Consider the following 22,444-nt stretch of genomic DNA (forward strand, 5'->3'; position numbering starts at 1 on the left):
GTGTCAGCCCTGCCGCAGCGAGCGCAGGACGTACTGCATGATCCCGCCGTTGCGGTAGTAGTTCGCCTCACCGGGGGTGTCGATCCGCACCCGGGCGTCGAACTCGACGTCCCCGGCCTTCACCGTGACGGTGCGCGGGGTCTCGCCGTCGCCGAGGGCGGTGATCCCGGTGATGGTGAACTCCTCGTCGCCGGTCAGGCCGAGCGACTCCCGGTCCTGGCCCTCGGGGAACTGCAGCGGCAGCACGCCCATGCCGATGAGGTTGGAGCGGTGGATCCGCTCGTAGCTCTCGGCGATGACCGCCTTGACGCCCAGCAGCGCCGTCCCCTTGGCCGCCCAGTCGCGCGAGGAGCCCGAGCCGTACTCCTTGCCGGCCAGCACGACCAGCGGGATGCCCTGCTCCTGGTAGGCGACCGACGCGTCGTAGATCGTCGTCGTCTCACCGGTGACGTGGTTCTTGGTGACGCCGCCCTCGGTGCCGGGCACCAGCTGGTTGCGCAGCCGGATGTTGGCGAACGTGCCGCGGATCATCACCTCGTGGTTCCCGCGCCGGGAGCCGTAGGAGTTGAAGTCGCGGCGCTGCACGCCGTGCTCGGACAGGTACTTCCCGGCCGGGCTGTCGGCCTTGATCGACCCGGCGGGGGAGATGTGGTCGGTGGTCACCGAGTCACCGAGCACCGCCAGGGTGCGGGCGCCGGAGATGTCCTGCACCGGGGCGGGCTCGTCCTGCATCCCCTCGAAGTACGGGGGCTTGCGGACGTAGGTGCTCTCCGGGTCCCACTCGAACGTGTCGCCGGTGGGGGTGGGCAGCGCCTGCCACTGCTCGGTGCCGGCGAAGACGTCGGCGTAGTCGTTGCTGAACATCTCCGCCGAGACGGCCTCGTCGATGACCCGCTGCACCTCGTGCGGCGAGGGCCAGATGTCGTGCAGGAAGACGTCGTTGCCGTCGGCGTCCTGGCCCAGCGGGTCGTTGTTGAGGTCGACGTCCATCGACCCGGCCAGCGCGTAGGCGATGACCAGCGGCGGGGACGCCAGGTAGTTCATCTTGACGTCGGGGTTGATCCGGCCCTCGAAGTTGCGGTTGCCCGAGAGCACCGAGACGACGGCGAGGTCGGCCTCGTTGACCGCCTTGCTGACCGGCTCGGGCAGCGGGCCGGAGTTGCCGATGCAGGTGGTGCAGCCGTAGCCGACCAGGTAGAAGCCGAGCTTCTCCAGGTACGGGGTGAGCTGCGCCTTCTCGTAGTAGTCGGTGACGACCTTGGACCCGGGGGCCAGCGTCGTCTTCACCCACGGCTTGGTGGTCAGGCCCCGCTCGACGGCGTTCTTGGCCAGCAGCGCAGCGCCGATCATGACCGACGGGTTCGACGTGTTGGTGCACGAGGTGATGGCCGCGATGACCACGGAGCCGTGGTCGACGGTGGTCTCGGTGCCGTCCTCCATGACCACCGGGGTCGGCTTCGAGGGCCGACCGGTGACCGGGTCGTCCTCGTAGTGGTGCGGCTGCCCGGCGCTGCCGTTCCCGCGCTCGCTGCCCGGGGCCGAGGTGGCCGGGTCGGAGGCCGGGAAGGACTCCGCCGAGGCCTCGTCGACGCGGGACTCCACGCCGTGGGGCCGGGTGTTCTGCGGGACGCCGGGCTTGCGGTCGTCGCCGCCGGTCTCGTCGGCGGACACGTAGTCGGCCAGCGCGGCGCGGAAGGCCTGCTTGGCGTCGGTGATGGCGACCCGGTCCTGCGGCCGCTTCGGGCCGGCGATCGAGGGGACGACCGTGGACAGGTCGAGCTCGAGGTACTCGGAGAAGGCCGGCTCGCGTGACGGGTCGTGCCAGAGGCCCTGCTCCTTGGCGTAGGCCTCGACCAGCGCGACCTGCTCGGCGGAGCGGCCGGTCAGCCGCAGGTAGTCGATCGTCTCGCCGTCGATGGGGAACATCGCCGCGGTGGAGCCGAACTCCGGGCTCATGTTGCCGATCGTGGCGCGGTTGGCCAGCGGGACGGCGGAGACGCCCTCGCCGTAGAACTCGACGAACTTCCCGACCACACCGTGCTTGCGCAGCATCTCGGTGATCGTGAGCACCAGGTCGGTGGCGGTGGAGCCGTCGGGCAGCTCGCCGGTCAGCTTGAAGCCGACCACGCGCGGGATGAGCATCGACACCGGCTGGCCGAGCATGGCCGCCTCGGCCTCGATCCCGCCGACGCCCCAGCCCAGCACGCCCAGGCCGTTGACCATCGTGGTGTGGCTGTCGGTGCCCACGCAGGTGTCGGGGTAGGCGACGACGCGGTCGCCCTCCTGCCGCGGGAACACCACGCGGGCCAGGTGCTCGATGTTGACCTGGTGCACGATGCCGGTGCCCGGGGGGACGACCTTGAAGTCGTCGAACGCGCCCTGGCCCCAGCGCAGGAACTGGTAGCGCTCGCCGTTGCGCTCGTACTCGATCTCGACGTTGCGCTCGAAGCTCTCCGGGGTGCCGAAGACGTCGGCGATCACGGAGTGGTCGATGACCAGCTCGGCCGGGGCGAGCGGGTTGATCCGGTTCGGGTCGCCGCCGAGGTCGGCCATGGCCTCGCGCATGGTGGCCAGGTCGACGATGCAGGGGACGCCGGTGAAGTCCTGCATGACCACGCGGGCCGGGGTGAACTGGATCTCCTGGTCCGGCTCGGCCGAGGGGTCCCAGTTCGCGATCGCGCGGATGTGGTCGGCGGTGATGTCCGCGCCGTCCTCGGTGCGCAGCAGGTTCTCGAGCAGGACCTTCAGGCTGAAGGGGAGCCGGTCTGCACCCTCGACCGCGTCGAGCCGGTAGATGTCGTAGTCGGTGCCCTCGACGCTGAGCGTCGACCGGGCCCCGAAGCTGTCCTTGCTGGCTGCCACTGCTTGCGCCTCACCCTCGAGAGTCCATCGGGCTGTGATTCCAGGCCCCATCATCCCAGCCCGTGCGCCCGGCCTGCTGGGAAGGCGACCCTTCCCTGACTCCGTGACCTCCGTCTCAGCAGTCGCCGCGGCCCGTGGCGGACGGTGGGGCACCACCGGGTGGCCCGGGGTTGGACGGTGCCGCGCAGGGTAGCCCCGCGCCGTGTCCACGAGCCCCGGACTCCGGGTCCCGGACGGCGCCGACGGGGACCGGGAGGTCGTCGCGGGCCGCTACCGCCTGGACGAGCGCCTCGGCGTCGGCGGGATGAGCACGGTGTGGCGGGCGGAGGACCTGCTGCTCGGGCGGGTCGTCGCGGTCAAGGAGCTCACCTTCCCCGTCGGTGCCTCCGCCGCTGACCGCGCGGTGATGCAGGAGCGCATGCGCCGGGAGGGGCGGGCCGCGGCCGGGCTCGACCACCCCGACGTCGTCACCGTCCACGACGTGGTCGAGGAGGGCGCGACCACCTTCCTGGTCATGCAGTACGTCCCGGCCCGGACCCTGACCGAGGTCGTCGAGCAGGACGGGCCGCTGTCGCGCCAGGCCGCGGCCCGGGTCGGGCTGGCCGTCCTCGGCGCGCTCCGGGCCGTGCACGCGCGGGGCGTCGTCCACCGCGACGTCAAGCCCTCCAACGTCCTGGTGTCCTCGCAGGACCCGTCCGACCCCGTCGGCCGGGTCCTGCTCACCGACTTCGGGATCGCCTCCGTGCCGGGCGACCAGAGCCTGACCTCGACGGGGCTGCTGATCGGCTCGCCCGGTTACATGGCGCCGGAGCGGGCGCGCGGCGACGAGCCGGGGCCCGCAGCCGACCTCTGGGCGCTCGGCGCGACGCTGTTCACCGCCGTGGAGGGCAGGCCGCCCTACGAGGGCCGCGACCCGATGACCACGCTGGCCCTCGTCATGGTCGGCGAGCACGCGCCGTACCTGCGCGCCGGCCTGCTCGCCCCGGTGCTGGAGGGGTTGCTGCAGCGCGACCCCGCGGCGCGGACCACCGCCGACGAGGCGGCGCGGGCACTGGCCCGGGTCGCACGGACGCCGCCGCGCGAGGAGGTCCCGCCCGCGACCGTGCCCCCGGCAGCGGTCGCCCCGGACGCCCCCGCCCGCACCGCCCTGGTGCAGCTCCCCGGCGACAGCGACGGCGACGGCGACGGCGACGGCGACGGCGACGGCGACGGCGACGGCGACGGCGGCGGCGGCGGCCGGCCACCGCGCACCGGCACGACCCCCGTCCCCGGGGCGGCCCCCGACCGGTTCCGGGTCGTCGTCGGACCCCGGCGCCGACCGCGCCGCCGCGCCCGGCGGCTGCTGGCGGCCGGCCTGCTGGTGGCGGCCCTGCTGGGGGTCGTGCTCGCCGTCGTCCTGAGCCGCGGAGGCGGGTCCGACGCACCGCCCTCGGCCCCGTCGGCCGCGTCGGCCACGTCGGCCGCCGCCCTGCCGCCCCTGCCCGCCGACGCCGCGACGCCGGACGAGCAGCTCCGGGCGACCGTCGCCGCCCTGCGGGAGGCGACGGCCGACGACCCCGCGGCGGTCGGCGCCGCCGGCGGGGAGGTCCTGGCGCGCCTGGAGGAGGTGGCGCGGCAGCAGGGCCCGGCGCGCCGGTCGGCCGCCCTGCTCACCTCCGGCACCGTCGCGACCGCCGTGTCCGAGGGCACGCTGGCGCGGGACGTGGGGGAGCGGGTCGGGCAGGTGCTCGACGCGGTCGTCCGGCCCGACCGGCTGGTGGACCTCGTGGAGCTGGTCGCCCACGACCCGACCGCGATCGGGCCGGCCGGACCGGCCCTGCTCGAGGAGCTCGTCGCCCTCGACCACCAGGTGCCCGCCGACCGGACCGCCGAGGTCGCCGCCACCCTCGCCACGACCGTCACCGAGGCGGCCGAGCAGGACCAGGTCAGCCCGGCCTTCCGCGACGCGGCCCTGCCGACGCTGCGGGGACTGGCCGAGCCGGGCGCCCACGCGGCCCTGCAGGCCCTCCTCGCCGACACCGAGCGCGACCCGGCCCGGGTCGGACCGGCCGCCGGGGAGGTGCTCGACTCGCTGCGCGCCGCCGCCACGCTGCCGGTCTTCGAGCAGGGCACCGAGGTCGGCGAGCTGCTGGGACTGCTCCGCGACCAGAGCCGCGTGACGCCGGCCTTCCGCGACCAGGCGGTCCCGGTCCTCACCCCGCTGGTGCGCTGACCCACTCGCGCCCGCCCGGCACGGCCGGCGGCTGCTCCCCACCGTGGACGGCCCTACCGTGGACGGCGTGACCGGCGCCGTCCCCGACCCGCTGCCCGGCTGGCTCGCCGACGCCGGCCGCGTGACCGTCCTGACCGGCGCGGGCGTCTCCACCGACAGCGGCATCCCCGACTACCGCGGGCCGAACGGCGTGTGGACCCGGGACCCGGACGCCGAGAAGCTCGTGACGCTGTCCTACTACGTGTCCGACCCCGCGATCCGGCGCCGGGCGTGGCGCACGCGCGCCGACCTGCGGGCCGCCGAGGTCACCCCCAACGCCGGGCACCGGGCGCTGGTCGAGCTCGAGCGGCAGGGCCGGCTGCGCGCGCTGCTCACCCAGAACGTCGACGGCCTGCACCAGGCGGCCGGCTCCTCGCCGCAGCGGGTGCTGGAGCTGCACGGCACGGTGCACGCGGTCGAGTGCCTCTCCTGCGGCGACCGGACGTCGATGGACGAGGCGATGGTGCGCATCGACGCCGGTGACCCCGACCCGGCGTGCCTGGTCTGCGGCGGGATCCTCAAGTCGGCGACGGTCAGCTTCGGCCAGGCCCTCGACGCCGCCGTCCTCGACGCCGCGACCGCGGCCGCCGCCGACTGCGACGTCTTCCTCGCCGTCGGCACCTCGCTGGTCGTGTACCCGGTGGCCGGGCTGGTCGAGGTCGCGGCGGCGCACGGCGCGCGGGTGGTCATCGTCAACGCCGAGCCCACGCCCTACGACGGGCTGGCCGACCTCGTCGTGCGCGAGCCCATCTCGACGGCGCTGCCGAGGCTGGTCGGCACGTGACCCGCGCGGAGCTCGAGGCCCGCTACCGCGCGCTGGTGCTCGACGAGCTGCCGCGGCGGGCGCGGGCCGGGCGCTGGGTGGTCAGCAACGACCACTGCTTCGGCCGGATCGTGCTCGACCACGCCGTCGGCGGCCGGTGGTACGACGTGCTGGACCGGCGGCGGTCGCCGGCCTTCGCCCAGCTCTCCGACGAGCAGCTCGCCGGCGCGGTCGCGCTGGCCGAGCGGGTGCTCGCCGAGGGCGACCCGCTGCTGCGGGAGCTGGACGCGCGCAGCCTCGCCTGGCGCGGCAAGCCGCCGAAGCCGTGACGCTGCTGGTCGTCCACCTGGCGCTGACCGCCGCCTACGCCGGCTTCCAGTGGACGGTGCGCGCGCTGGTCTACCCCCAGTTCGCCGGGGTGCCCGCCGCGGCGTTCCCCGCCTACGAGCGGGCGCACCAGCGGCGGGTCAGCCGGGTGGTCGGGCCGCTGTTCGCCGGTCAGGCGGGGACGACGCTGTGGCTGCTGGCCGCCCGGCCCGGGCGGGTGCCGCTGGCCCCCGTCCTCGCCGGTGCCGCCTGCCTCGCCGTCGTCCTGGGGGTGACGGCGCTGCTGGCCGTCCCGCTGCACCGCCGGCTGGGGGAGGGCTGGGACGCCGGCGCGCACCGGCGGCTGCTGCGCGTCGACACCGTCCGGGCGGTGGCGGCCACCGCCGGGACGCTCGCCGCGGCGTGGCTGGTGCTGACCGCGCACGGCTGAGGGCGCCGGGGGTGCCGACGGCGGCTAGCGTGACCGGGACCACGTCGAGCGGCTGACCGGGCGCCGGCAGCCCTGCGAACCGGGAGTCGGCATGCGCGTCCCCTTGACCACCCGTGACTTCCTCGACCGCGCCGAGCTGGTCTACGGCGACCGGGTCGGCATCGTCGACGAGCCGAACCAGCCCGCCCCCTCGATGGGCGACGTTCCCTACCGCGAGGTCGCCCGCCGTGCCCGCGCCATGCAGGCCGCCCTCGACGGGCTGGGCATCGGCGAGGGCGACCGGGTGGCGGTCGTCAGCCACAACGCCGGGCGGCTCGTCGAGCTGCTGCTCGGCGTCCCGTCGTCGGGCCGGATCCTCGTGCCGATCAACTTCCGGCTCTCCCAGGAGGAGGTCGGCTACATCGTCGGCCACTCCGGGGCCCGCGTCCTCCTGGTCGACCCGGAGCTGGAGTCCTCGCTCAAGTCCGTCGAGGCCGAGCACCGGTTCACCATCGGCGAGGAGTACGAGCAGCTGCTGCGCTTCGACGTCGAGCCGCGGCCGTGGGCGGAGCCCGACGAGGACGCCACCGCCACCATCAACTACACCAGCGGCACGACGGCGCGGCCCAAGGGCGTGCAGATGACCCACCGCAACGAGTGGGTCAACGCGGTCACCTTCGGCATGCACATGCAGGTCGGCGACCGCGACGTCTACCTGCACACGCTGCCGCTGTTCCACTGCAACGGCTGGGGCATGCCCTACGCCCTGGCCGGTCTCGGTGCCCGCCAGGTGGCGCTGCGCAAGGTGGACGGCGCGGAGATCCTGCGCCGCGTGGAGCAGCACGGTGTGACGCTGATGTGCGGGGCGCCCGCCGTGTGGAACGCCGTCCTCGACGCCGCGGCCTCCTGGGACGGCGAGGTCCCCGGACGCGACCGGGTGCGCATCGTGGTCGCCGGCGCGCCGCCGCCGTCGCGGACCATCGCCCGCATCGAGGAGGAGCTGGGCTGGCAGTTCAACCAGATCTACGGCCTCACCGAGACCGCCCCGCTGGTCACCGTCAACCGGCCGCGCGAGGAGTACGACGCCCTCGAGCCGGAGGAGCGGGCCCGGAAGCTGTCCCGCGCCGGCGTCCCGGCGCTCGGCACCCGGATGCAGACCAGCGGGTCCGGCGAGGTGCTGGTGCAGAGCAACACCGTGCTGGCCGGCTACTGGAGCAACCCCGACGCCACGGCCGAGGCGCTGGAGGGCGGCTGGTTCCACACCGGCGACGGCGGCAGCATCGACGGCGGTGGCTACCTCACCATCTCCGACCGCAAGAAGGACGTGATCATCACCGGCGGGGAGAACGTCTCCTCGATCGAGGTGGAGGACGCCGTCTTCAGCCACCCGGCGGTCGCGGAGGTCGCGGTCATCGGCGTCCCCGACGAGAAGTGGGGCGAGCTGGTCACCGCCCTCGTCGTCCTCGCCGAGGGCCGCAGCGCCACCCCGGAGGAGATCATCGCCCACTGCAAGGCGCGGCTGGCCGGCTACAAGGCGCCCAAGCGGGTCGAGTTCCGCGACGAGCTGGCCCGCACCGCCACCGGCAAGATCCAGAAGTTCAAGCTCCGCGAGGCCTTCTGGTCGGACACCGAGCGCCAGGTCCACTAGCGCGCGGCGTCGCGGCCCTCCGCAGGGGTCGCCGCGAGCTCGCAGCGGGGGGCGTCGTCCTCACCCGTGCGGGTGAGACCTCCTCAACCGGTGCCCCGACGGGGTCGATCCCCGCTCTGAGCGGCGCCCACGGGGGCGCCCGGAGAGCACGTGCGACCGGCCCGCGCCGGCCGCACCGGGAGGCCGAGACGTGGGCACGCGAGCACGCACGCGACACCGCACGGTGCGTTCCTGGGGCGCACGGGTGGCCGGGACGGTGCTGGCGGGCCTCGTCGTCGCCGGGCTGACCCCCGCGACGGCGTCCGCCGCGCCCAGCGACGCCGACATCGCCGCGGCCGAGGCCGCGCGCGACGCCGCCGCGGCGCAGGTCGGGGTGCTCAGCGCCCAGCTGGCCGAGGCGGAGGCGTCCGCGACCGCCGCGCACCAGGCGGCGCAGATCGCCCTGCAGGACTACGAGGAGACCCAGGCCGCCTACGAGGCCGCCCGCGCGAGCGCCGACGCCGCCGCGGCCGCCGTCGTGCAGGCCGACGCCGACCTGGCCTCCGGCCGCTCCGACGTCGCCGCCTTCGCCCGGGACAGCTACGTGCAGGGCACCACCGCGCCCGGCGCCGCCGCGCTGCTGAGCAGCGACGGTCCCGCCCAGCTGCTGGAGCGGGCCGCGCTGTTGGAGGCGGCCGGCACGCACCGGGTCGACGTCGTCGCCACGCTGACCGTCCTGCAGGGACAGGCCGCCACCGCCCGGGAGCAGGCCGCCACCGCGTCGGAGCAGGCCGAGTCGCTGCAGGCCCAGGCCGCCACGGCGCTGTCCGGCGCGCAGGCGCAGGAGGTCTCCGCCCGCGAGCAGACCGCCGCGCTCGCCGGGCAGCGCGACGCCGTCGCCGCCCAGGCCGAGGCCGCCGGGCAGCAGGTGGCCGGCATGCAGCAGGAGCAGGACGCCGCCGAGGCAGCCGCAGCCGCCGAGGCCGCCGAGGCCGCGGACGCACGAGCGGCCGCGGAGGCCGCGGCCGCCGCGCCGGCCGCCCGGCCCGCGCCCGCGGCGGTGCCCGGTCCCGCGCCGGCCCCGTCATCGGGCGGCTCGTCGTCCGGCTCGTCGTCGTCCGGCTCCTCCTCGGGCGGCTCGTCGTCGGGCTCCTCGGGCAGCTCGTCGTCGACCCCGTCGACCGGCACGCCGGCGTCGGACCCGACCCCGCCACCGACCACCACGGCCGGCGCGCCCTCGGCCTCGGCCGTGGACACCGCGATCGCCGCGGCGATGGCGCAGCGCGGCCTGCCCTACAGCTGGGGCGGTGGCGGCAGCAGCGGCCCCGGCTACGGCATCCCGCCGGACACCGGCGTCTACGGCTTCGACTGCTCCGGGCTGACCCAGTACGCCTACGCGCAGGCCGGCATCCAGATCGGCGGCACCAGCCGCGACCAGTGGTGGCGATTCCGCGGGTCGACCGTGGCGCGGTCGGACCTGCGCGCCGGCGACCTGGTCTTCTGGGGCTCGGGCAGCGCGTACACGTCGATCTACCACGTGGCGCTCTACCTCGGGAACGGCAAGGTGGTGCAGGCCCCGCAGAGCGGCGACGTCGTCAAGGTGTCGTCGATGTGGTTCAGCAGCGACTACTTCGGGGCGGTCCGCCCCACCGGCTGACGGACCTGCCCTCAGGCCACGCGGGAACGGTCACCGCGGGAGAGCTGGGGCGTCGGGCAGCCACGGGGGGAGCTGCCCGACGCCCCTCCACGCTAGCAGTCACAGCGCCGCGTCCGCAGTGTCCTCGGGCGCGTCGTCCCGCGTCGGCGGTAGGAGTGTCGCCCGCGGACGGCGCCGGGCGCGGCGTCCCGCGCAGCGGACGGACTGCCGGGTCCGGGTGGGACACTGGCCGCAGACGGGCGAGGAGCCCCGTCACCGGCCTCCCGCGTCATGGCTCGTCATGGCCAGGAGCCGTGGACCGGCACGACAGGGAGCCCCGTGACCAGCGCTGCCAGCACCCCGCTCGAGAAGACCGTCGGCGCCACCGCCGTCGGCTCCGGCGCCCCCGTCCCGCCGTCGGCGGACGCCGCCCGGCTGGAGCGCGCGCTGTTCGAGATCAAGCGGGTCATCGTCGGCCAGGACCGGCTGGTCGAGCGCATGCTGGTCGCCCTGCTCGCCCGTGGCCACGTGCTCCTCGAGGGCGTGCCCGGCGTGGCCAAGACCCTCGCCGTCGAGACGCTGGCCACCGTCGTCGGTGGCAGGTTCGCCCGCCTGCAGTTCACCCCCGACCTGGTGCCCGCCGACATCCTCGGCACCCGCATCTACAAGGCCGGGCAGGACGCCTTCGACACCGAGCTCGGCCCGGTGTTCGCCAACTTCGTCCTCACCGACGAGATCAACCGCGCGCCGGCCAAGGTGCAGTCGGCGCTGCTGGAGGTCATGGCCGAGCGGCAGGTGTCCATCGGCGGGGTCACCCACCCGCTGCCCGACCCCTTCCTCGTGCTGGCCACGCAGAACCCGATCGAGTCCGAGGGCGTCTACCCGCTGCCCGAGGCCCAGCGCGACCGCTTCCTCATGAAGGTGCTCGTCGACTACCCGAGCCCCGAGGAGGAGCGCGAGATCATCTACCGGATGGGCTCGACGCCGCCGGTGGCCGAGACCGTCCTCGGTCCCGAGGACCTGCGCCGCATGCAGCGCACCGCCTCCCAGGTGTTCGTGCACCACGCGCTGGTCGACTACGTCGTCCGGCTCGTCGTCGCCACGCGGCAGCCGCGCGAGCACGGCATGGAGGACGTCGCCTCGTGGGTGTCCTACGGCGCCAGCCCGCGCGCCTCGCTGGGCCTGATCGCCGCCGGTCGCGCGCTGGCACTGGTCCGCGGCCGCGACTACGTCCTGCCGCAGGACGTCCTCGACGTCACCGCCGACGTGCTGCGCCACCGGCTGGTGCTCTCCTACGACGCGCTGGCCGACGGCGTGCCGGCCGACCACGTGGTCAAGCGGATCCTGCAGACCGTGCCGCTGCCGCAGGTCGCCCCGCGCCAGCGCGCCGGGGGCTTCGGCCCCGCGGTGCCCGGCGGCCCCGCCGTCCCGCCGCCCGGCGTCCCGCAGTACGGCCCGCCGCAGGGCGGCCCCTACGTGCCGGGCTTCCCGCCGCCGCTGCCTGCTGGCCAGCCCGGCCCGCAGCAGCCGCCGTCGGCGCACAACGGCGGCAACGGGCACGTCCCCGGCAGCGCGCCGGCGTGATCCTCCGTCGCGGCCGCAGGCGGGCGGACGGCGACGCCGGGCAGGGAACCGCCGCGCCACCGGACGACGCCGGGACGACGGCGACCGCCACCGCCCCTGCCGGCACCCCCGGCTCCGGGATCGACCCCGCGCCCGGGTCCGGCGGCGCTCCCGGGGCCCCGCCGCACTTCGGGGAGGGCCCGGCCGACGTCCTGCTGCAGCGGCTGGAGCTGACCGTCCGCCGCCGGCTCGACGGGCTGCTGCAGGGCGACCACCTCGGCCTCGTCCCCGGCTCGGGCACCGAGGCCGGTGACTCGCGCACCTACCACCCCGGCGACGACGTCCGGCGGATGGACTGGCCGGTCACCGCCCGCACCCAGGTGCCGCACGTCCGCGAGACCATCGCCGACCGCGAGCTGGAGACGTGGGCGGTGGTCGACCTCTCGGCCAGCCTCGACTTCGGCACCGGCCTGTGTGACAAGCGCGACCTGGCGATCGCCGGGCTGGCCGCCGTCAGCCACCTCACCGTGCGCGGCGGCAACCGCCTCGGCGCCGTCGTCACCACCGGCGAGCGGGTCGACCGCTACCCGGCGCAGGCCGGGCGGCCGGCCGCCGACCGGCTGCTGCGCGCGGTGGTCGCCACCCCGCGGGCCGCCAGCGGCCGGCGCGGCGACCTCGCCGCCGCCCTGGAGACGCTGCGCCGCCCGCCGCGCCGCCGGGGGCTGGTGGTGGTCGTCAGCGACTTCCTCGGCGACACCGACTGGGAGCGCCCGCTGCGCGGCCTCGGCGCCCGGCACGAGCTGCTCGGCATCGAGGTCGTCGACCCGCGCGAGCTGGACCTGCCCGACGTCGGCCTGCTCACCGTGGTCGACCCCGAGAGCGGGCAGACCCTCGAGGTGCCCACCGGCGACCCGCGGTTCCGGGCCCGCTTCGCCGAGGGCGCCGCCGAGCAGCGCCGGGCGATCGCCGCCGGCCTGCGCCGCGCCGGCGCCGGGCACCTGCAGCTGCGCACCGACCGCGACTGGCTGATGGACGTCGTCCGGTTCGTCGCCGACCGCCGACGGGCCGGATCGGGAGGGGCGTCACGGTGAGCGCCCCGGCCCGCCGCAGGAGAGAGGGCTCCCCGTGACCTTCCAGTCACCGCTGTGGCTGATCGCGCTCGTCCCCGTGCTCGCCCTCGTGGCGGTCTACGTGGTCAAGCAGCTGCGCCGCCGGGTGTACGCGGCGCGCTTCTCCCAGACCGGGCTGGCGCAGAGCCTGCTGCCCAAGCGGGCCGGCTGGGTGCGCCACGTGGCCTTCGGCCTGACGCTGACCTCGCTGCTGGGGCTGGTGCTGTCCCTCGCCCAGCCGAGCACCGAGGTGCGGGTGCCGCGCGAGACCGCGACCGTCGTCCTGGCGCTGGACGTCTCGCTGTCGATGCAGGCCGAGGACATCGAGCCCAGCCGGTTCGAGGCGATGAAGGACGCCGCCACGGACTTCGTCGAGCTGCTGCCGCCGCGGATCAACCTCGGACTGGTGTCGTTCTCCGGCACCGCCTCGACGCTGGTGGCGCCGACGACCGACCGCGACCAGGTCAACGCCGCCATCTCCAACCTGGAGCTGTCGGAGGCCACCGCGATCGGTGAGGCGATCTTCACCTCGCTCACCACGATCAGCACGTTCCAGTCCACGCTCGACGTCGCCGAGGGCGACGAGCTGCCGCCGGCTCGCATCCTGCTGCTCTCCGACGGCTACAACACCGTGGGCCGGGAGAACACCCAGGCGATCGCGGCCGCGCAGGGGGCCGGCGTCGAGGTGTCGACCATCGCCTTCGGCACCGACTACGGCTCGATCGAGATCGGCGGCGAGGTGACGCCGGTGCCGATCGACCGCGACGCGCTGCGGCAGATCGCCGAGGAGACCGGCGGCCAGTACAACGAGGCCCGCACCCGCGCCGAGCTCGAGGCCGTCTACGACGACCTGGGCAGCCAGATCGGCTACACCACCGAGCCGCAGGACGTCTCCTACTGGTTCGTGCGGGTGGCCACCCTGCTGCTCGCCTGCGGGCTGGGGCTCGCCGCCTGGCGCCTGCAGCGGCTGTTCTAGCGCTGTCCTGCCGCTCGTCAGCACCACCGTCGCGGCCGGGTGTCCGTGAGCGAGCCGGTCAGCGGGAGGTGCACCACGGACCCGTGCCTGCGCCCCGGGTGGCACGCTGACGCCTGGCCGAGGAGTGCCGGACCCCGGCGGACCTCCACGAGGCGCTGAGGTGGTCCTGCCGGGCCGCCGGGTCGGCCGGACCCAGCAGGTCGTGCCGACCGGAGGGAGCTCGTCATGGCGTCGCGTTCCGAGCGGGAGAACCGGGAGATCGAGGCGGCCAACGCGTCGGGCAGGACCCCGGTCGTCCTCGTCCACGGCCTCTGGCTGCTGCCGAGCAGTTGGTCCGACTGGGCGGACTTCCTCGAGCAGGCCGGCTACGCCCCGCTGACGCCGGACTGGCCGGACGATCCGGGCACGGTCGAGGAGGCCCGGGCGAACCCGGACGTCCTCGCCGGGAAGACCTTGGGGCAGATCGCCGACCACACCACCGAGGTCATCGGCGCCCTGCACGAGAAGCCGGTGGTGATGGGGCACTCGACCGGGGGCCTGCTGGCACAGATGCTCGCAGGCCGGGGCCTGGCGGCGGCCACGGTGGCGATCGACCCCGGTGTCTTCCGTGGCGTCCTGCCGCTGCCGGTCTCGGTGCTCAGGGGTGTGGGCCCGTTCCTGGTCAACCCGCTCACGCGCGGCCGCGCGATCACGCTCACGTTCGACCAGTTCCGGTACGGCTGGGCGAACGCGCTGGACCAGGAGGAGGCGAGGGCGCTCTACGACAGGTTCCACGTCGCCGGCTCCGGCACGGCCCTGGTGCAGATGGGCAACGCGAACCTCAACCCGTGGACGGAGGCGAGGGTGGACACGCGGAACCCCGACCGCGGCCCCCTGTTGATCATGGACGGTGAGCGGGACCACACGGTGCCGTGGGCCATCGCCCACGCCGCCTACCAGCGGCAGCGGCGCAACCCCGGCGTGACCCAGATCGTGAGGATCCCGAACCGGGGCCACTCCCTCACGATCGACCACGGGTGGGGCGAGGTGGCCCGGACGGCACTCGACTTCGTCGAGCGGGTCGCCTGAGAGGACGTCGCAGCAGGGGTCGGTGGGTGCAGGTGGCCGGTGGGTGGCGGCGTGGGCCCCTGACCGGGACGCAGCGTGATCACCTCGGCTCCGGCGGGTCCTCCCGGTCGAGGAGCCCCGCCGGGTCCGAGGTGATCACGGGCGACCCGACCCCGACGACGAACGGGGCCGCCGGGGGACCTCGTCGTCCCCCGGCGGCCCCGGGTCCCGCGGTGCTGTGCAGTGCAGTGCGGTGCGGTGCGGTGCGGTGCGCTCAGACGGTGAAGCCGCGCTGGCGGCGCACCAGCTTCTTCACCATGAAGACCGTCTGCAGCACGGTCAGCAGGTAGAGGACCGGCCAGCCGATCGACAGGATCGCCGACTGCACGCCGATGCTCTGCTGGCTCCAGGCGTAGATGAGCACGAGGAACGTCGCGAGCGCGCAGACCGCCGGCATGACGTAGGCCGACCCACGACCGCGCTCGGCGGCCGCCTGAGCCGCCCAGTTGTCCTTCTCCACCCGGGCGAAGAACTGCACCCACGCGGTGACGAAGTGGCCCATGCGGACCCACATGTACAGCTCGGCCGGCGCCACCAGCAGCGCGTAGAAGATGTCGACGGCGCTCTTGTCGTGCATCGACAGCGCGATGCGCAGGTTGAGCAGCATCGCCACCGCCGGCGGGATCAACCAGACCGGGTTGAACACGAACGCGCCGATCGACAGGGCCGCCGCCAGCAGCAGCAGGAAGCCCATCCGCGCGCCGATGTTGAACACCATCGAGACGTTCTCGTACCAGCGCAGCCGCAGGTTGGGGTGCAGCGGCTGACCCTTGCTGTCGCCGCGCTGCCCGGGCCACAGCAGGTCGATGCCGCCGAAGTTCCACTTCACCTGCTGGCCGTGCAGCGCCCGCAGCGTGGTCATCGGGCCGACGAACGCCCGGGCGTGGGCACTGATCTTGGTGCTGAAGCCGGCGTCCTTGATCTGCAGCGAGAGCTTGGAGTCCTCGACCTCCGAGTCGCGCACCCACGGGGCGGACTGGTGGTGGCGGTACATGACCGCCTCCAGCGCGCGGACGCTGAAGAGGCTGCACTGCCCGCCGAGGACGGCCATGTTCCGGCCGCGGACGAGGTTGTCCATGTTGAACCCGGCGAACTGCGCCCGCTGCCCGGCGACGAGGAACCGCGCCATCGCGCCGTGCACCTTGGTCTTGTCGAAGGTGTAGATGGCCGAGAGCCCGCCGATGCGCGGGTCGGTGACCATCTCCTTCTCCAGCCACTCGACGCAGCGCCGGTCGAGGGTGGTGTCGCCGTCGACGCCGAGGATGTAGTCGTAGCCGCGGCTGACGAAGTAGCCGAAGTTGAGCGCGCCGACCTTCTTGTCGGGGTTGTCCCCGATGTCGTGCACGTGGACGACGGTCGCGTAGGTCTCGCCCTTGACCACCCGGACGTGCTCGCCGGCGAACCGGCCGGCGATCTCCGGGGTGTCGTCGTCGGTGTTGTTGATGACGACGTGGATCGCGTCCGGCGGGCGCGTCTGGGACAGCAGCGAGGCGAGGACGTCGGCGATCGTCGACTCCTCGTTGTACGCCGGGATGACGCAGCTGATCGTGGCGTGCCGCTGCTCGTCCCGCGCCTGGGGACCGCCGAACTCGGCGGGGACCAGCGAGCTGATGTCGGGGACCTGCTGACCGCCGCGGGCGAGCAGGTGGACGCGGTCGGTCGCGCGACGCTGACCCTGGACGACGAGCTGGCTCACGAGGGGTCCTCCTGGAGGAGCGGGAGCTCGACGGTGTCGAGCACGGTCTGGCGGAAGTAGCGCTCGGCGCCGGGCTCGGTCTCGACCAGCAGGTCGAACTGGACCGAGAGCGTCAGGGCGTCCGCCGGCGACGCGGCGCCGGGCAGGCTGAGCGCGGTGGTGTAGCTGAACGGCGGGGTGAGGGCGAACTCGCCGCGGTCCTCGGCGACCAGCGCGCGGGTGCTGCCGTCGTCGGTGGTGGCGGCGAAGCGGGTGACCAGGACCTCGGTGTCGTCGTCCCCGCCCTCGACGTGGGCGGCGAGCTGGATCGTCTTGTCGTCCTCGGCGGTCCAGGTGGTGGCCTGCTGCGCCGTCCAGTAGTCGACGACGACGGTGCGGTCACCGGCCGGCAGGCTGCGGGTGAGCGAGCCGCTGTCGAGGTCGCCGGCCGGGCGGGCCGGCACCTGCGCGGTCTCCGGCGCCGTCGCGGCCCCCGCGGCGAGCCCGGCGGCGGTGCGCCCGGCCGCGGTGGTCCCGGCTGCGGTGGTCCGGGCCGCGGTGGTCTCGGCCGCGGCGGCCACGTCGTCGTCGGCCGTCAGGCCCGGGCTCATGCTGACGTCGGGCAGCTGGCAGCCGGCCAGCAGCGCCGCCGACAGCGCGAGCGCGGCCGCACGGGCCGCCTTCGTCCGGACCGCGGGCGTGCGTGGTCCAGGTGTGCCTTCGGGCACGGGTCCCCCCTCGGGAAGCGATCGGGATGACCGCAGGGGACCGGGCGCCGTTGCACACCCCCAGCTGCGGAACGCGTCCGAACGTATGACGCGCGATGGGGTGTACGGGAGTGGTCACAACCCGTCCGGGGGAGGGCGCCCCGCCCGCGGAGGGAGCGCCCGGGGCGGTGGCGTACGCAGCGTCACCGCCCCGGGGGACCTCAGCGGGAGGGATCGAGGACGAGCTTTCCGGTGGTGCGTCGGGCGAGCAGGTCCTGGTGGGCCTCGCGGACGGCGGTGAGCGGGTAGCGGCCACCGCCCACGGGCGTGAGCGCCCCGTCGGCCACGAGCGGCAGCAGCTCGGTCATGGCGTCGTCCATCATCGCGGGGCGACCCATGCAGTGGGCCAGCCAGAAGCCGACGACGGCGCGGCTGGTGCCCATGAGCGCCGGCGCCTGCACCGGCCTGGGCGGACGGCGGCCGGCCATGCCGTAGGCCACCAGCCGACCGAAGGGCGCCAGCGCGGAGAACGACCCGTCGAAGACGTTGCCGCCGGTCATCTCCAGGACGACGTCGACGCGGTCGCCGCCGTTGGCCTCGCGCAGGGCGGCGGCGAAGGTCTTCGGGTCGTCGTCGGCGAGCGCCGGGTCGACGGTGGCGTCGGCGCCGAGCTCCTCGGCCAGCGCGCGCTTCTCCGGGCTGGAGGCAGTGGCGATGACCCGGCCGGCGCCCCAGCGCCTGGCCAGCTGGACGGCGAGCGAGCCGACCCCGCCGGCGCCGGCGATGACGACGACGGACTCCCCGGCGGCCAGGTGCGCGCTGGTGCGCAGCAGGTGCCAGGCGGTGGCGCCCTGCAGGACGACGGCGAGCGCCTGCTCGTCGGTCACGGCGTCGGGCACCGGCCAGGTCAGCCGCGGGTTCGCGACCACCCGCTCGGCGTAGCCGCCGCCCTCGAGCAGCCCGACGACGCGCTCGCCGCCGCCGGCCGGGCGGCCGACGAACTCCGCGCCCGGGATCAGCGGCAGCTGCTGAGGGGCGAGGTAGCTGTCCTCGGTCTGGTGGGTGTCGGCGTAGTTGATGCCCGCGGTGGAGACCTCGAACAGCTGCTCACCGTCCCCCGGGGTGGGGTCGGGGAGGTCGACGACGTCGAGGACCTCGGGGCCACCGAACTCGGTGATCTGGACAGCGCGCATGCAGGTCAGGCTAGGCGAGCCGCCGTGCGAGGCGACCGCGGCCGGAGCCGTTGATGGGCGGAGATGCTCATGGCCGGCTTCCTGCGGGCGAGCGGCGGCGGAGCACCGCGATGGTGATCGTGGGGACGAGGGTCAGCGCGGCGATGCCCGTCCCGACCACGGCAGGGCCGATGGCGCCGAGCCCGGAGTCGAGCGCGGAGCCGGCGATCCCGGAACCGATCGCGGCGCCGAGGTTGAAGGCCGCGACCGCCATGGCCACGCCCAGCGTGGGGGCCACGCCGGCCAAACGGACCGCGAGCGCCTGCAGCACCGGGTTGGCGCTGAACCCGAGCAGCCCGAGCAGGACCACCAGCAGCACCGTCGGCACGGGGTGGGCCGAGAGCAGGCAGAGCGCCACCAGCACGACGGTGGTCGAGGCGGGGACCGCGATGGTGGTGGTGTGCGGCCAGGCGTCGCCGAGCCGGCCGCCGTAGATGATGCCGACGAGAGAGCCGACACCGAACCCGACGAGCACGAGCGGCACCCAGGAGGGCGCGAGGCCGGCGCGCTCGGTCAGCAACGGGGAGACGAAGGAGTAGACCGATATCACCCCGCCGGCGGTGGTCGCGCACGCGGCGAGCACCAGCCACAGCCGGCCGGAGCGCATCGCACCGAGCTCCGACCGAAGCGTCACCGGCACCGGCTGCTGCTCGTCGTCGTCCCGCTGCATGTGCCGCGCGATGAGCGGCACCGCGGCCAGCGCCAGGGCGGCGAGAGCCCAGAACGGTCCCCGCCAGGTCGACAGCTGGCCGGCGAACGCGCCCAGCGGCACCCCGAGTGCGTTGGCGAGCATTCCGCCGCCTCCCACCAGACCGAGAGCTCGCGAGCTGGAGCCGGGACCGGCGGCACGGGTGGCCGCTATCGACGCCACCGCCCAGAACGCCCCGGTCGCGACGGCCGTGACGAACCGGGCGGCCAGCAGGAGCGCGAAGCTGGAGCCGACGGCGACAACGAGGTGGCCGACCGCGAACACGACCAGGGCGAGCACCAGCGTCGTCCGTCGCGGCACCCGCCGGGTCAGCAGCGCCATCGTCGGCGCGCCGACCACCATGCCGACGGCGAACACGGTGATGAGCAACCCGGCCTGGGCCACGCTCACCTGCAGGTCGCCGGCGATCTCCGGCAGCAGCCCGGCGACGACGAACTCGGTGGTGAGCATCAAGAACGTGCCGACGGCCAGCACGTACACGACGAGCGGGAGCCGTCCGGTCGGGGCGGCGGTCGGTGCCGCCGGCCCGACCTGACCCAACTGGTCCGACATCACCGCAAGGTCGCCGCGTCGATGACGAACCGGTAGCGGACGTCGGAACCCAGCACGCGCTCGTAGGCCTCGTTGACGTGGTCGGCGGCAATGACCTCGACCTCGGCACCGATGCCGTGCTCGGCGCAGACGTCGAGCATCTCCTGGGTCTCGGCGATGCCCCCGATCATAGAGCCCGCGAACGAGCGGCGGCCCCCGATGAGCGACATCGCGTTCACGGGCAGCGGCTCGGCCGGTGTCCCGACATCGACCAGCTCGCCGTCGACGGCGAGCAACTACACCGCCGGACCCGGCTCACCGTCGGAGGACGGCCTCGAGCTGCTGGCAAGCTGGGTGGCGACCGCCGTCGACGCGGCTGTCCCAGCGGTCGACCTGCCCTGACCCGGTCAGCCGGGACTGCGCTGGACGACATCCGGCCCGGCTCGCTCAGGTAGGTCTCAGGGCACGCGGTGGTGGGTGTCTGCGCAGTTGACGCCGGCCGCGGAGACCTCGTAGAGCTCCTGCCCCTCGCCGGGGACGGGGTCGGGGAGGTCGACGACGTCGAGGACCTCGGGACCGCCGAAGCGGGTGATCTGCACGGCACGCATGCAGATCAGGCTATGGCCTGACGAGAGCACCGCCGCGACCACGGCCCCGCGCCCGGGCTGGGCCTGGACGGAGCTGTCGCTTCACGTCGAGCTGACGGCATGGGGCAACGGCTGGCTCGAGACCCCGGCGATCAGGTTATCCGCGGCCATCGTCGCCATGCGAGCGCGCGTGGCGTACGTCGCCGAGGAGATGTGCGGGACGATGAGTGCATTGGGCAGCTGATGCAGCGGATGGTCGATGGGAAGTGGTTCGGGATCGGTCACGTCGAGCGCTGCCCGCGCGATGCTGCCGTCGCGAAGAGCCGCCACCAGCGCGTCGGTGTCGACGATGGGCCCGCGAGCGGTGTTGATCAGCGTCGCCGTCGGCTTCATCTGCGCGAACGCGGCGGCCCCGATGAGACCTCGAGTCTCGGCCGTCAGATTGCTGTGCAACGAGACGAAGTCGCTCTCCGCGTACAGCGCGTCCAACGGCACGAACTCCGCGTCGAGGGACTTCTCCGCCTCCACCAGTCGTCCGGCCGCGTCATGGTAGATGACCCGCATCCCGAATCCGCCGGCGCGGCGGGCGACAGCCTGACCGATCCGGCCGAATCCGATGATGCCCAGTGTGGACCCGTGGATCTCCGCACCCCGCAGCAGCGTCGGACTCCAGGTCTCCCAGTGACCGGCGCGCACGTAGTCGACGCTCTCGACGAGCCGACGGCCGGACGCCATCAACAGGGTCCAGGCGAGATCAGCGGTCGTCTCGGTCAGTACGCCAGGTGTGTGCCCCACCGCGATCCCTCGTGATGCGCACGCCGGGAGATCGACGTTGTCAACCCCGACGGCGTAGTTGGAGACGACACGGAGCTGTGGACCCGCGCGGTCGAGGAGCTCCGCATCGACGGTGTCGGTCAGCAGCGTGAGCAGTCCGTCGCAGCCGACGACACGTCGGAGCATCTCGTCCCTGGGCGGCGGTAGCTCGTCCTCCCAGACGTCAGCATCACACCGTTCCCGGATCCGCTCGAGGCCTTCATCGGGGATCCTCCGGCTCACGAACACCCGGGGGCGGCCTCCCGGAGAAGCGGTCATGCTCTACTCGGTTCCTCTCGTGATGGAGGTCAGGTGAGCGCCCGGCGGCGGTGACCGCCCATGAGCCATCCGTCAGGGGACGACCCTTTCCTCTGCTTCGTCTCTGGTCGGCTGTCTGCGGTCCATCCCGGGGTCCCGGATCTCCAGCATCCTGTCAAGGCAGCCCGGCGGCGGCCCACCAGCGCGGTCCATCGAGTCCCCTCCCAGCGGGGAGACGGACTCTACTGAGTAGTCGTCAGAGGCTCCACCCACGACGGCTCACCGGTCCGGTGAGTCGTCCGGCGGGAACGGGGTCGACGCGCTGTGCGGCGCCTCGGTGGATCGTGGGCGAGGGCGACGCTCAGGCCACGTGCTCGGACACCGCTCCGTCCATGGCGCGGATGTACCGGGTGAGTGCCTGCCGGTTCTGCTCGAGGACGGCGATGCGTTCGGTCATCTTGTCGCGCTGCTCGACGAGCATGGCCCGTAGCTGCGGGTCGGCGTTCTCGACGACGATCTGCGGCTGGTTCAGGCAGGGCAGGATGTCGGCGATGATGCGCGTCGGGATGCCTGCTTCGAGGAGGCCGCGGATCTTCCGAACGCGGGCGACGAGGTAGTCGTCGTACTCGCGGAACCCGTTCTCCCGGCGTCCGACGGTGATGAGCCCCTGCTCCTCGTAGTACCGCAGCATCCGGGCCGAGACGTCCGTCCTGTGCGACAGCTCACCGATCCTCATCCGTCCATGGTGCTTGACCCTGACACGGGTGTGAAGGTCTGAGCATGGTCACATGACTCACACGGCTGCACCGACCGAGCCTGTGACCCCGCCGCGGACGAGGCATGCGCTGGCAGGCTTTCCGACCGGCATCGCCGTCGTGGCCGCGGAGGTCGACCGCGGGGTCGTCGGACTCTCCGCGAACTCGTTCACGTCGATGTCCCTCGACCCACCCCTCGTCTCGGTCTCGTTCGCCCACTCGTCGACGAGTTGGCCACGGCTGCGGCGGGCGGCCCGCTGGGGCATCAGCGTCCTCGGTGAGCGCCACGCGGACACGCTGCGTGACCTGCGCCGCCCCTCCGGCGAGCGCTTCGACGGCATCGACATGGACGTGATCGCCGGCGCGGCCTTCGTGCGGGGCGCCCTCGCGACGCTCACCGTCGAGCTCGCGACCGAGATCCCGGCCGGTGACCACGTGCTCACCCTGCTCAGGGTCCTCGACCTCTCTCGCGACGCCGCGCAACGCCCTCTCGTCTTCTTCGGCAGCGGTGCACACCGGCTCGCCGACTGAGCCTCCCGAGACGAAG

20 protein-coding genes are annotated in these 22,444 nt (G+C 74.1%); 11 read left to right on the plus strand and 9 right to left on the minus strand.

Features of this window, described 5'->3' with window-relative positions; genetic code table 11:
• Positions 1 to 3: 3 nt before the first annotated feature.
• Positions 4 to 2,862, minus strand: coding sequence for an aconitate hydratase (locus tag ACWIZO_RS17590; protein WP_448638936.1), 2,859 nt, complete (start codon positions 2,860 to 2,862; stop codon positions 4 to 6).
• Between the two features lie 202 nt (positions 2,863 to 3,064).
• Here ACWIZO_RS17590 and ACWIZO_RS17595 point away from each other — a divergent pair, with 202 nt between their 5' ends.
• The 10 genes from ACWIZO_RS17595 (at position 3,065) to ACWIZO_RS17640 (ending at position 14,591) form a co-directional block, all read left to right on the plus strand.
• Positions 3,065 to 5,074 (plus strand): serine/threonine-protein kinase, encoded by a 2,010-nt coding sequence (locus ACWIZO_RS17595; RefSeq protein ID WP_448638937.1) that lies wholly within the window; start codon positions 3,065 to 3,067, stop codon positions 5,072 to 5,074.
• A gap of 67 nt (positions 5,075 to 5,141) precedes the next feature.
• On the plus strand, positions 5,142 to 5,897 hold the full coding sequence (locus tag ACWIZO_RS17600) for an SIR2 family NAD-dependent protein deacylase (protein ID WP_448638938.1): 756 nt from the start codon (positions 5,142 to 5,144) through the stop codon (positions 5,895 to 5,897).
• Positions 5,894 to 6,205, plus strand: a complete 312-nt coding sequence (locus ACWIZO_RS17605) for a hypothetical protein (protein ID WP_446760020.1) — start codon at positions 5,894 to 5,896, stop codon at positions 6,203 to 6,205. The genes ACWIZO_RS17600 and ACWIZO_RS17605 overlap by 4 nt, the downstream gene beginning before the upstream one ends.
• Complete coding sequence (locus ACWIZO_RS17610) at positions 6,202 to 6,633, plus strand: DUF1772 domain-containing protein (protein ID WP_448638939.1); 432 nt, start codon at positions 6,202 to 6,204, stop codon at positions 6,631 to 6,633. Before ACWIZO_RS17605 ends, ACWIZO_RS17610 begins: the two co-directional genes overlap by 4 nt.
• Before the next feature lie 91 nt (positions 6,634 to 6,724).
• Positions 6,725 to 8,260: an AMP-binding protein gene (locus ACWIZO_RS17615; protein WP_448638940.1), complete on the plus strand. Its 1,536-nt coding sequence runs from the start codon at positions 6,725 to 6,727 to the stop codon at positions 8,258 to 8,260.
• Between the two features lie 244 nt (positions 8,261 to 8,504).
• Positions 8,505 to 9,896 (plus strand): C40 family peptidase, encoded by a 1,392-nt coding sequence (locus ACWIZO_RS17620; RefSeq protein WP_448638941.1) that lies wholly within the window; start codon positions 8,505 to 8,507, stop codon positions 9,894 to 9,896.
• 318 nt (positions 9,897 to 10,214) lie between these two features.
• Positions 10,215 to 11,459 (plus strand): AAA family ATPase, encoded by a 1,245-nt coding sequence (locus ACWIZO_RS17625; protein ID WP_448638942.1) that lies wholly within the window; start codon positions 10,215 to 10,217, stop codon positions 11,457 to 11,459.
• Positions 11,456 to 12,529 (plus strand): DUF58 domain-containing protein, encoded by a 1,074-nt coding sequence (locus ACWIZO_RS17630; RefSeq protein ID WP_448638943.1) that lies wholly within the window; start codon positions 11,456 to 11,458, stop codon positions 12,527 to 12,529. The genes ACWIZO_RS17625 and ACWIZO_RS17630 overlap by 4 nt, the downstream gene beginning before the upstream one ends.
• A 34-nt stretch (positions 12,530 to 12,563) precedes the next feature.
• The gene (locus ACWIZO_RS17635) at positions 12,564 to 13,523 is read left to right on the plus strand and encodes a VWA domain-containing protein (RefSeq protein WP_448638944.1); all 960 of its coding nucleotides are present in this window, start codon (positions 12,564 to 12,566) and stop codon (positions 13,521 to 13,523) included.
• 225 nt (positions 13,524 to 13,748) lie between these two features.
• Positions 13,749 to 14,591, plus strand: a complete 843-nt coding sequence (locus tag ACWIZO_RS17640; RefSeq protein WP_448638945.1) for an alpha/beta hydrolase — start codon at positions 13,749 to 13,751, stop codon at positions 14,589 to 14,591.
• A gap of 253 nt (positions 14,592 to 14,844) precedes the next feature.
• Here the strand turns inward: ACWIZO_RS17640 and ACWIZO_RS17645 are convergent, their stop codons facing one another.
• From ACWIZO_RS17645 to ACWIZO_RS17680, 8 genes are all read right to left on the minus strand, one after another.
• A complete protein-coding gene (locus ACWIZO_RS17645) occupies positions 14,845 to 16,326 on the minus strand; it encodes a glycosyltransferase family 2 protein (RefSeq protein ID WP_448638946.1) in 1,482 nt (493 codons plus the stop codon).
• Positions 16,323 to 17,033 carry a hypothetical protein gene (locus ACWIZO_RS17650; protein WP_448638947.1) on the minus strand — a complete coding sequence of 237 codons (711 nt, stop codon included), beginning with the start codon at positions 17,031 to 17,033 and terminating at the stop codon, positions 16,323 to 16,325. The genes ACWIZO_RS17645 and ACWIZO_RS17650 overlap by 4 nt, the downstream gene beginning before the upstream one ends.
• Positions 17,034 to 17,233: 200 nt before the next feature.
• On the minus strand, positions 17,234 to 18,205 hold the full coding sequence (locus tag ACWIZO_RS17655) for a quinone oxidoreductase family protein (RefSeq protein ID WP_448638948.1): 972 nt from the start codon (positions 18,203 to 18,205) through the stop codon (positions 17,234 to 17,236).
• Between the two features lie 67 nt (positions 18,206 to 18,272).
• Complete coding sequence (locus ACWIZO_RS17660) at positions 18,273 to 19,505, minus strand: MFS transporter (protein WP_448638949.1); 1,233 nt, start codon at positions 19,503 to 19,505, stop codon at positions 18,273 to 18,275.
• Entirely contained in the window at positions 19,505 to 19,780 is a 276-nt protein-coding gene (locus tag ACWIZO_RS17665; protein ID WP_448638950.1) for a hypothetical protein, read from the minus strand. The genes ACWIZO_RS17660 and ACWIZO_RS17665 overlap by 1 nt, the downstream gene beginning before the upstream one ends.
• Before the next feature lie 162 nt (positions 19,781 to 19,942).
• A complete protein-coding gene (locus tag ACWIZO_RS17670) occupies positions 19,943 to 20,092 on the minus strand; it encodes a Zn-dependent oxidoreductase (RefSeq protein WP_448638951.1) in 150 nt (49 codons plus the stop codon).
• A gap of 81 nt (positions 20,093 to 20,173) precedes the next feature.
• On the minus strand, positions 20,174 to 21,163 hold the full coding sequence (locus tag ACWIZO_RS17675; RefSeq protein ID WP_448638952.1) for a 2-hydroxyacid dehydrogenase: 990 nt from the start codon (positions 21,161 to 21,163) through the stop codon (positions 20,174 to 20,176).
• Positions 21,164 to 21,503: 340 nt separating this feature from the next.
• Positions 21,504 to 21,878: a MerR family transcriptional regulator gene (locus ACWIZO_RS17680; RefSeq protein WP_448638953.1), complete on the minus strand. Its 375-nt coding sequence runs from the start codon at positions 21,876 to 21,878 to the stop codon at positions 21,504 to 21,506.
• A 52-nt stretch (positions 21,879 to 21,930) separates the two neighbouring features.
• Here ACWIZO_RS17680 and ACWIZO_RS17685 point away from each other — a divergent pair, with 52 nt between their 5' ends.
• On the plus strand, positions 21,931 to 22,428 hold the full coding sequence (locus tag ACWIZO_RS17685; RefSeq protein ID WP_448638954.1) for a flavin reductase family protein: 498 nt from the start codon (positions 21,931 to 21,933) through the stop codon (positions 22,426 to 22,428).
• The last annotated feature ends 16 nt before the right edge of the window (positions 22,429 to 22,444 follow it).

The organism is Geodermatophilus sp. URMC 63 (genome assembly GCF_053502565.1).

Excerpts from the sequence above, each read along its gene's own strand:
- ACWIZO_RS17615 (WP_448638940.1), top strand. The coding sequence starts at position 6,725 with ATGCGCGTCCCCTTGACCACCCGTGACTTCCTCGACCGCGCCGAGCTG.
- ACWIZO_RS17640 (WP_448638945.1), top strand. The coding sequence starts at position 13,749 with ATGGCGTCGCGTTCCGAGCGGGAGAACCGGGAGATCGAGGCGGCCAAC.
- ACWIZO_RS17655 (WP_448638948.1), bottom strand. The coding sequence starts at position 18,205 with ATGCGCGCTGTCCAGATCACCGAGTTCGGTGGCCCCGAGGTCCTCGAC.
- ACWIZO_RS17660 (WP_448638949.1), bottom strand. The coding sequence starts at position 19,505 with ATGTCGGACCAGTTGGGTCAGGTCGGGCCGGCGGCACCGACCGCCGCC.
- ACWIZO_RS17670 (WP_448638951.1), bottom strand. The coding sequence starts at position 20,092 with ATGCGTGCCGTGCAGATCACCCGCTTCGGCGGTCCCGAGGTCCTCGAC.
- ACWIZO_RS17675 (WP_448638952.1), bottom strand. The coding sequence starts at position 21,163 with ATGACCGCTTCTCCGGGAGGCCGCCCCCGGGTGTTCGTGAGCCGGAGG.
- ACWIZO_RS17680 (WP_448638953.1), bottom strand. The coding sequence starts at position 21,878 with ATGAGGATCGGTGAGCTGTCGCACAGGACGGACGTCTCGGCCCGGATG.
- ACWIZO_RS17685 (WP_448638954.1), top strand. The coding sequence starts at position 21,931 with ATGACTCACACGGCTGCACCGACCGAGCCTGTGACCCCGCCGCGGACG.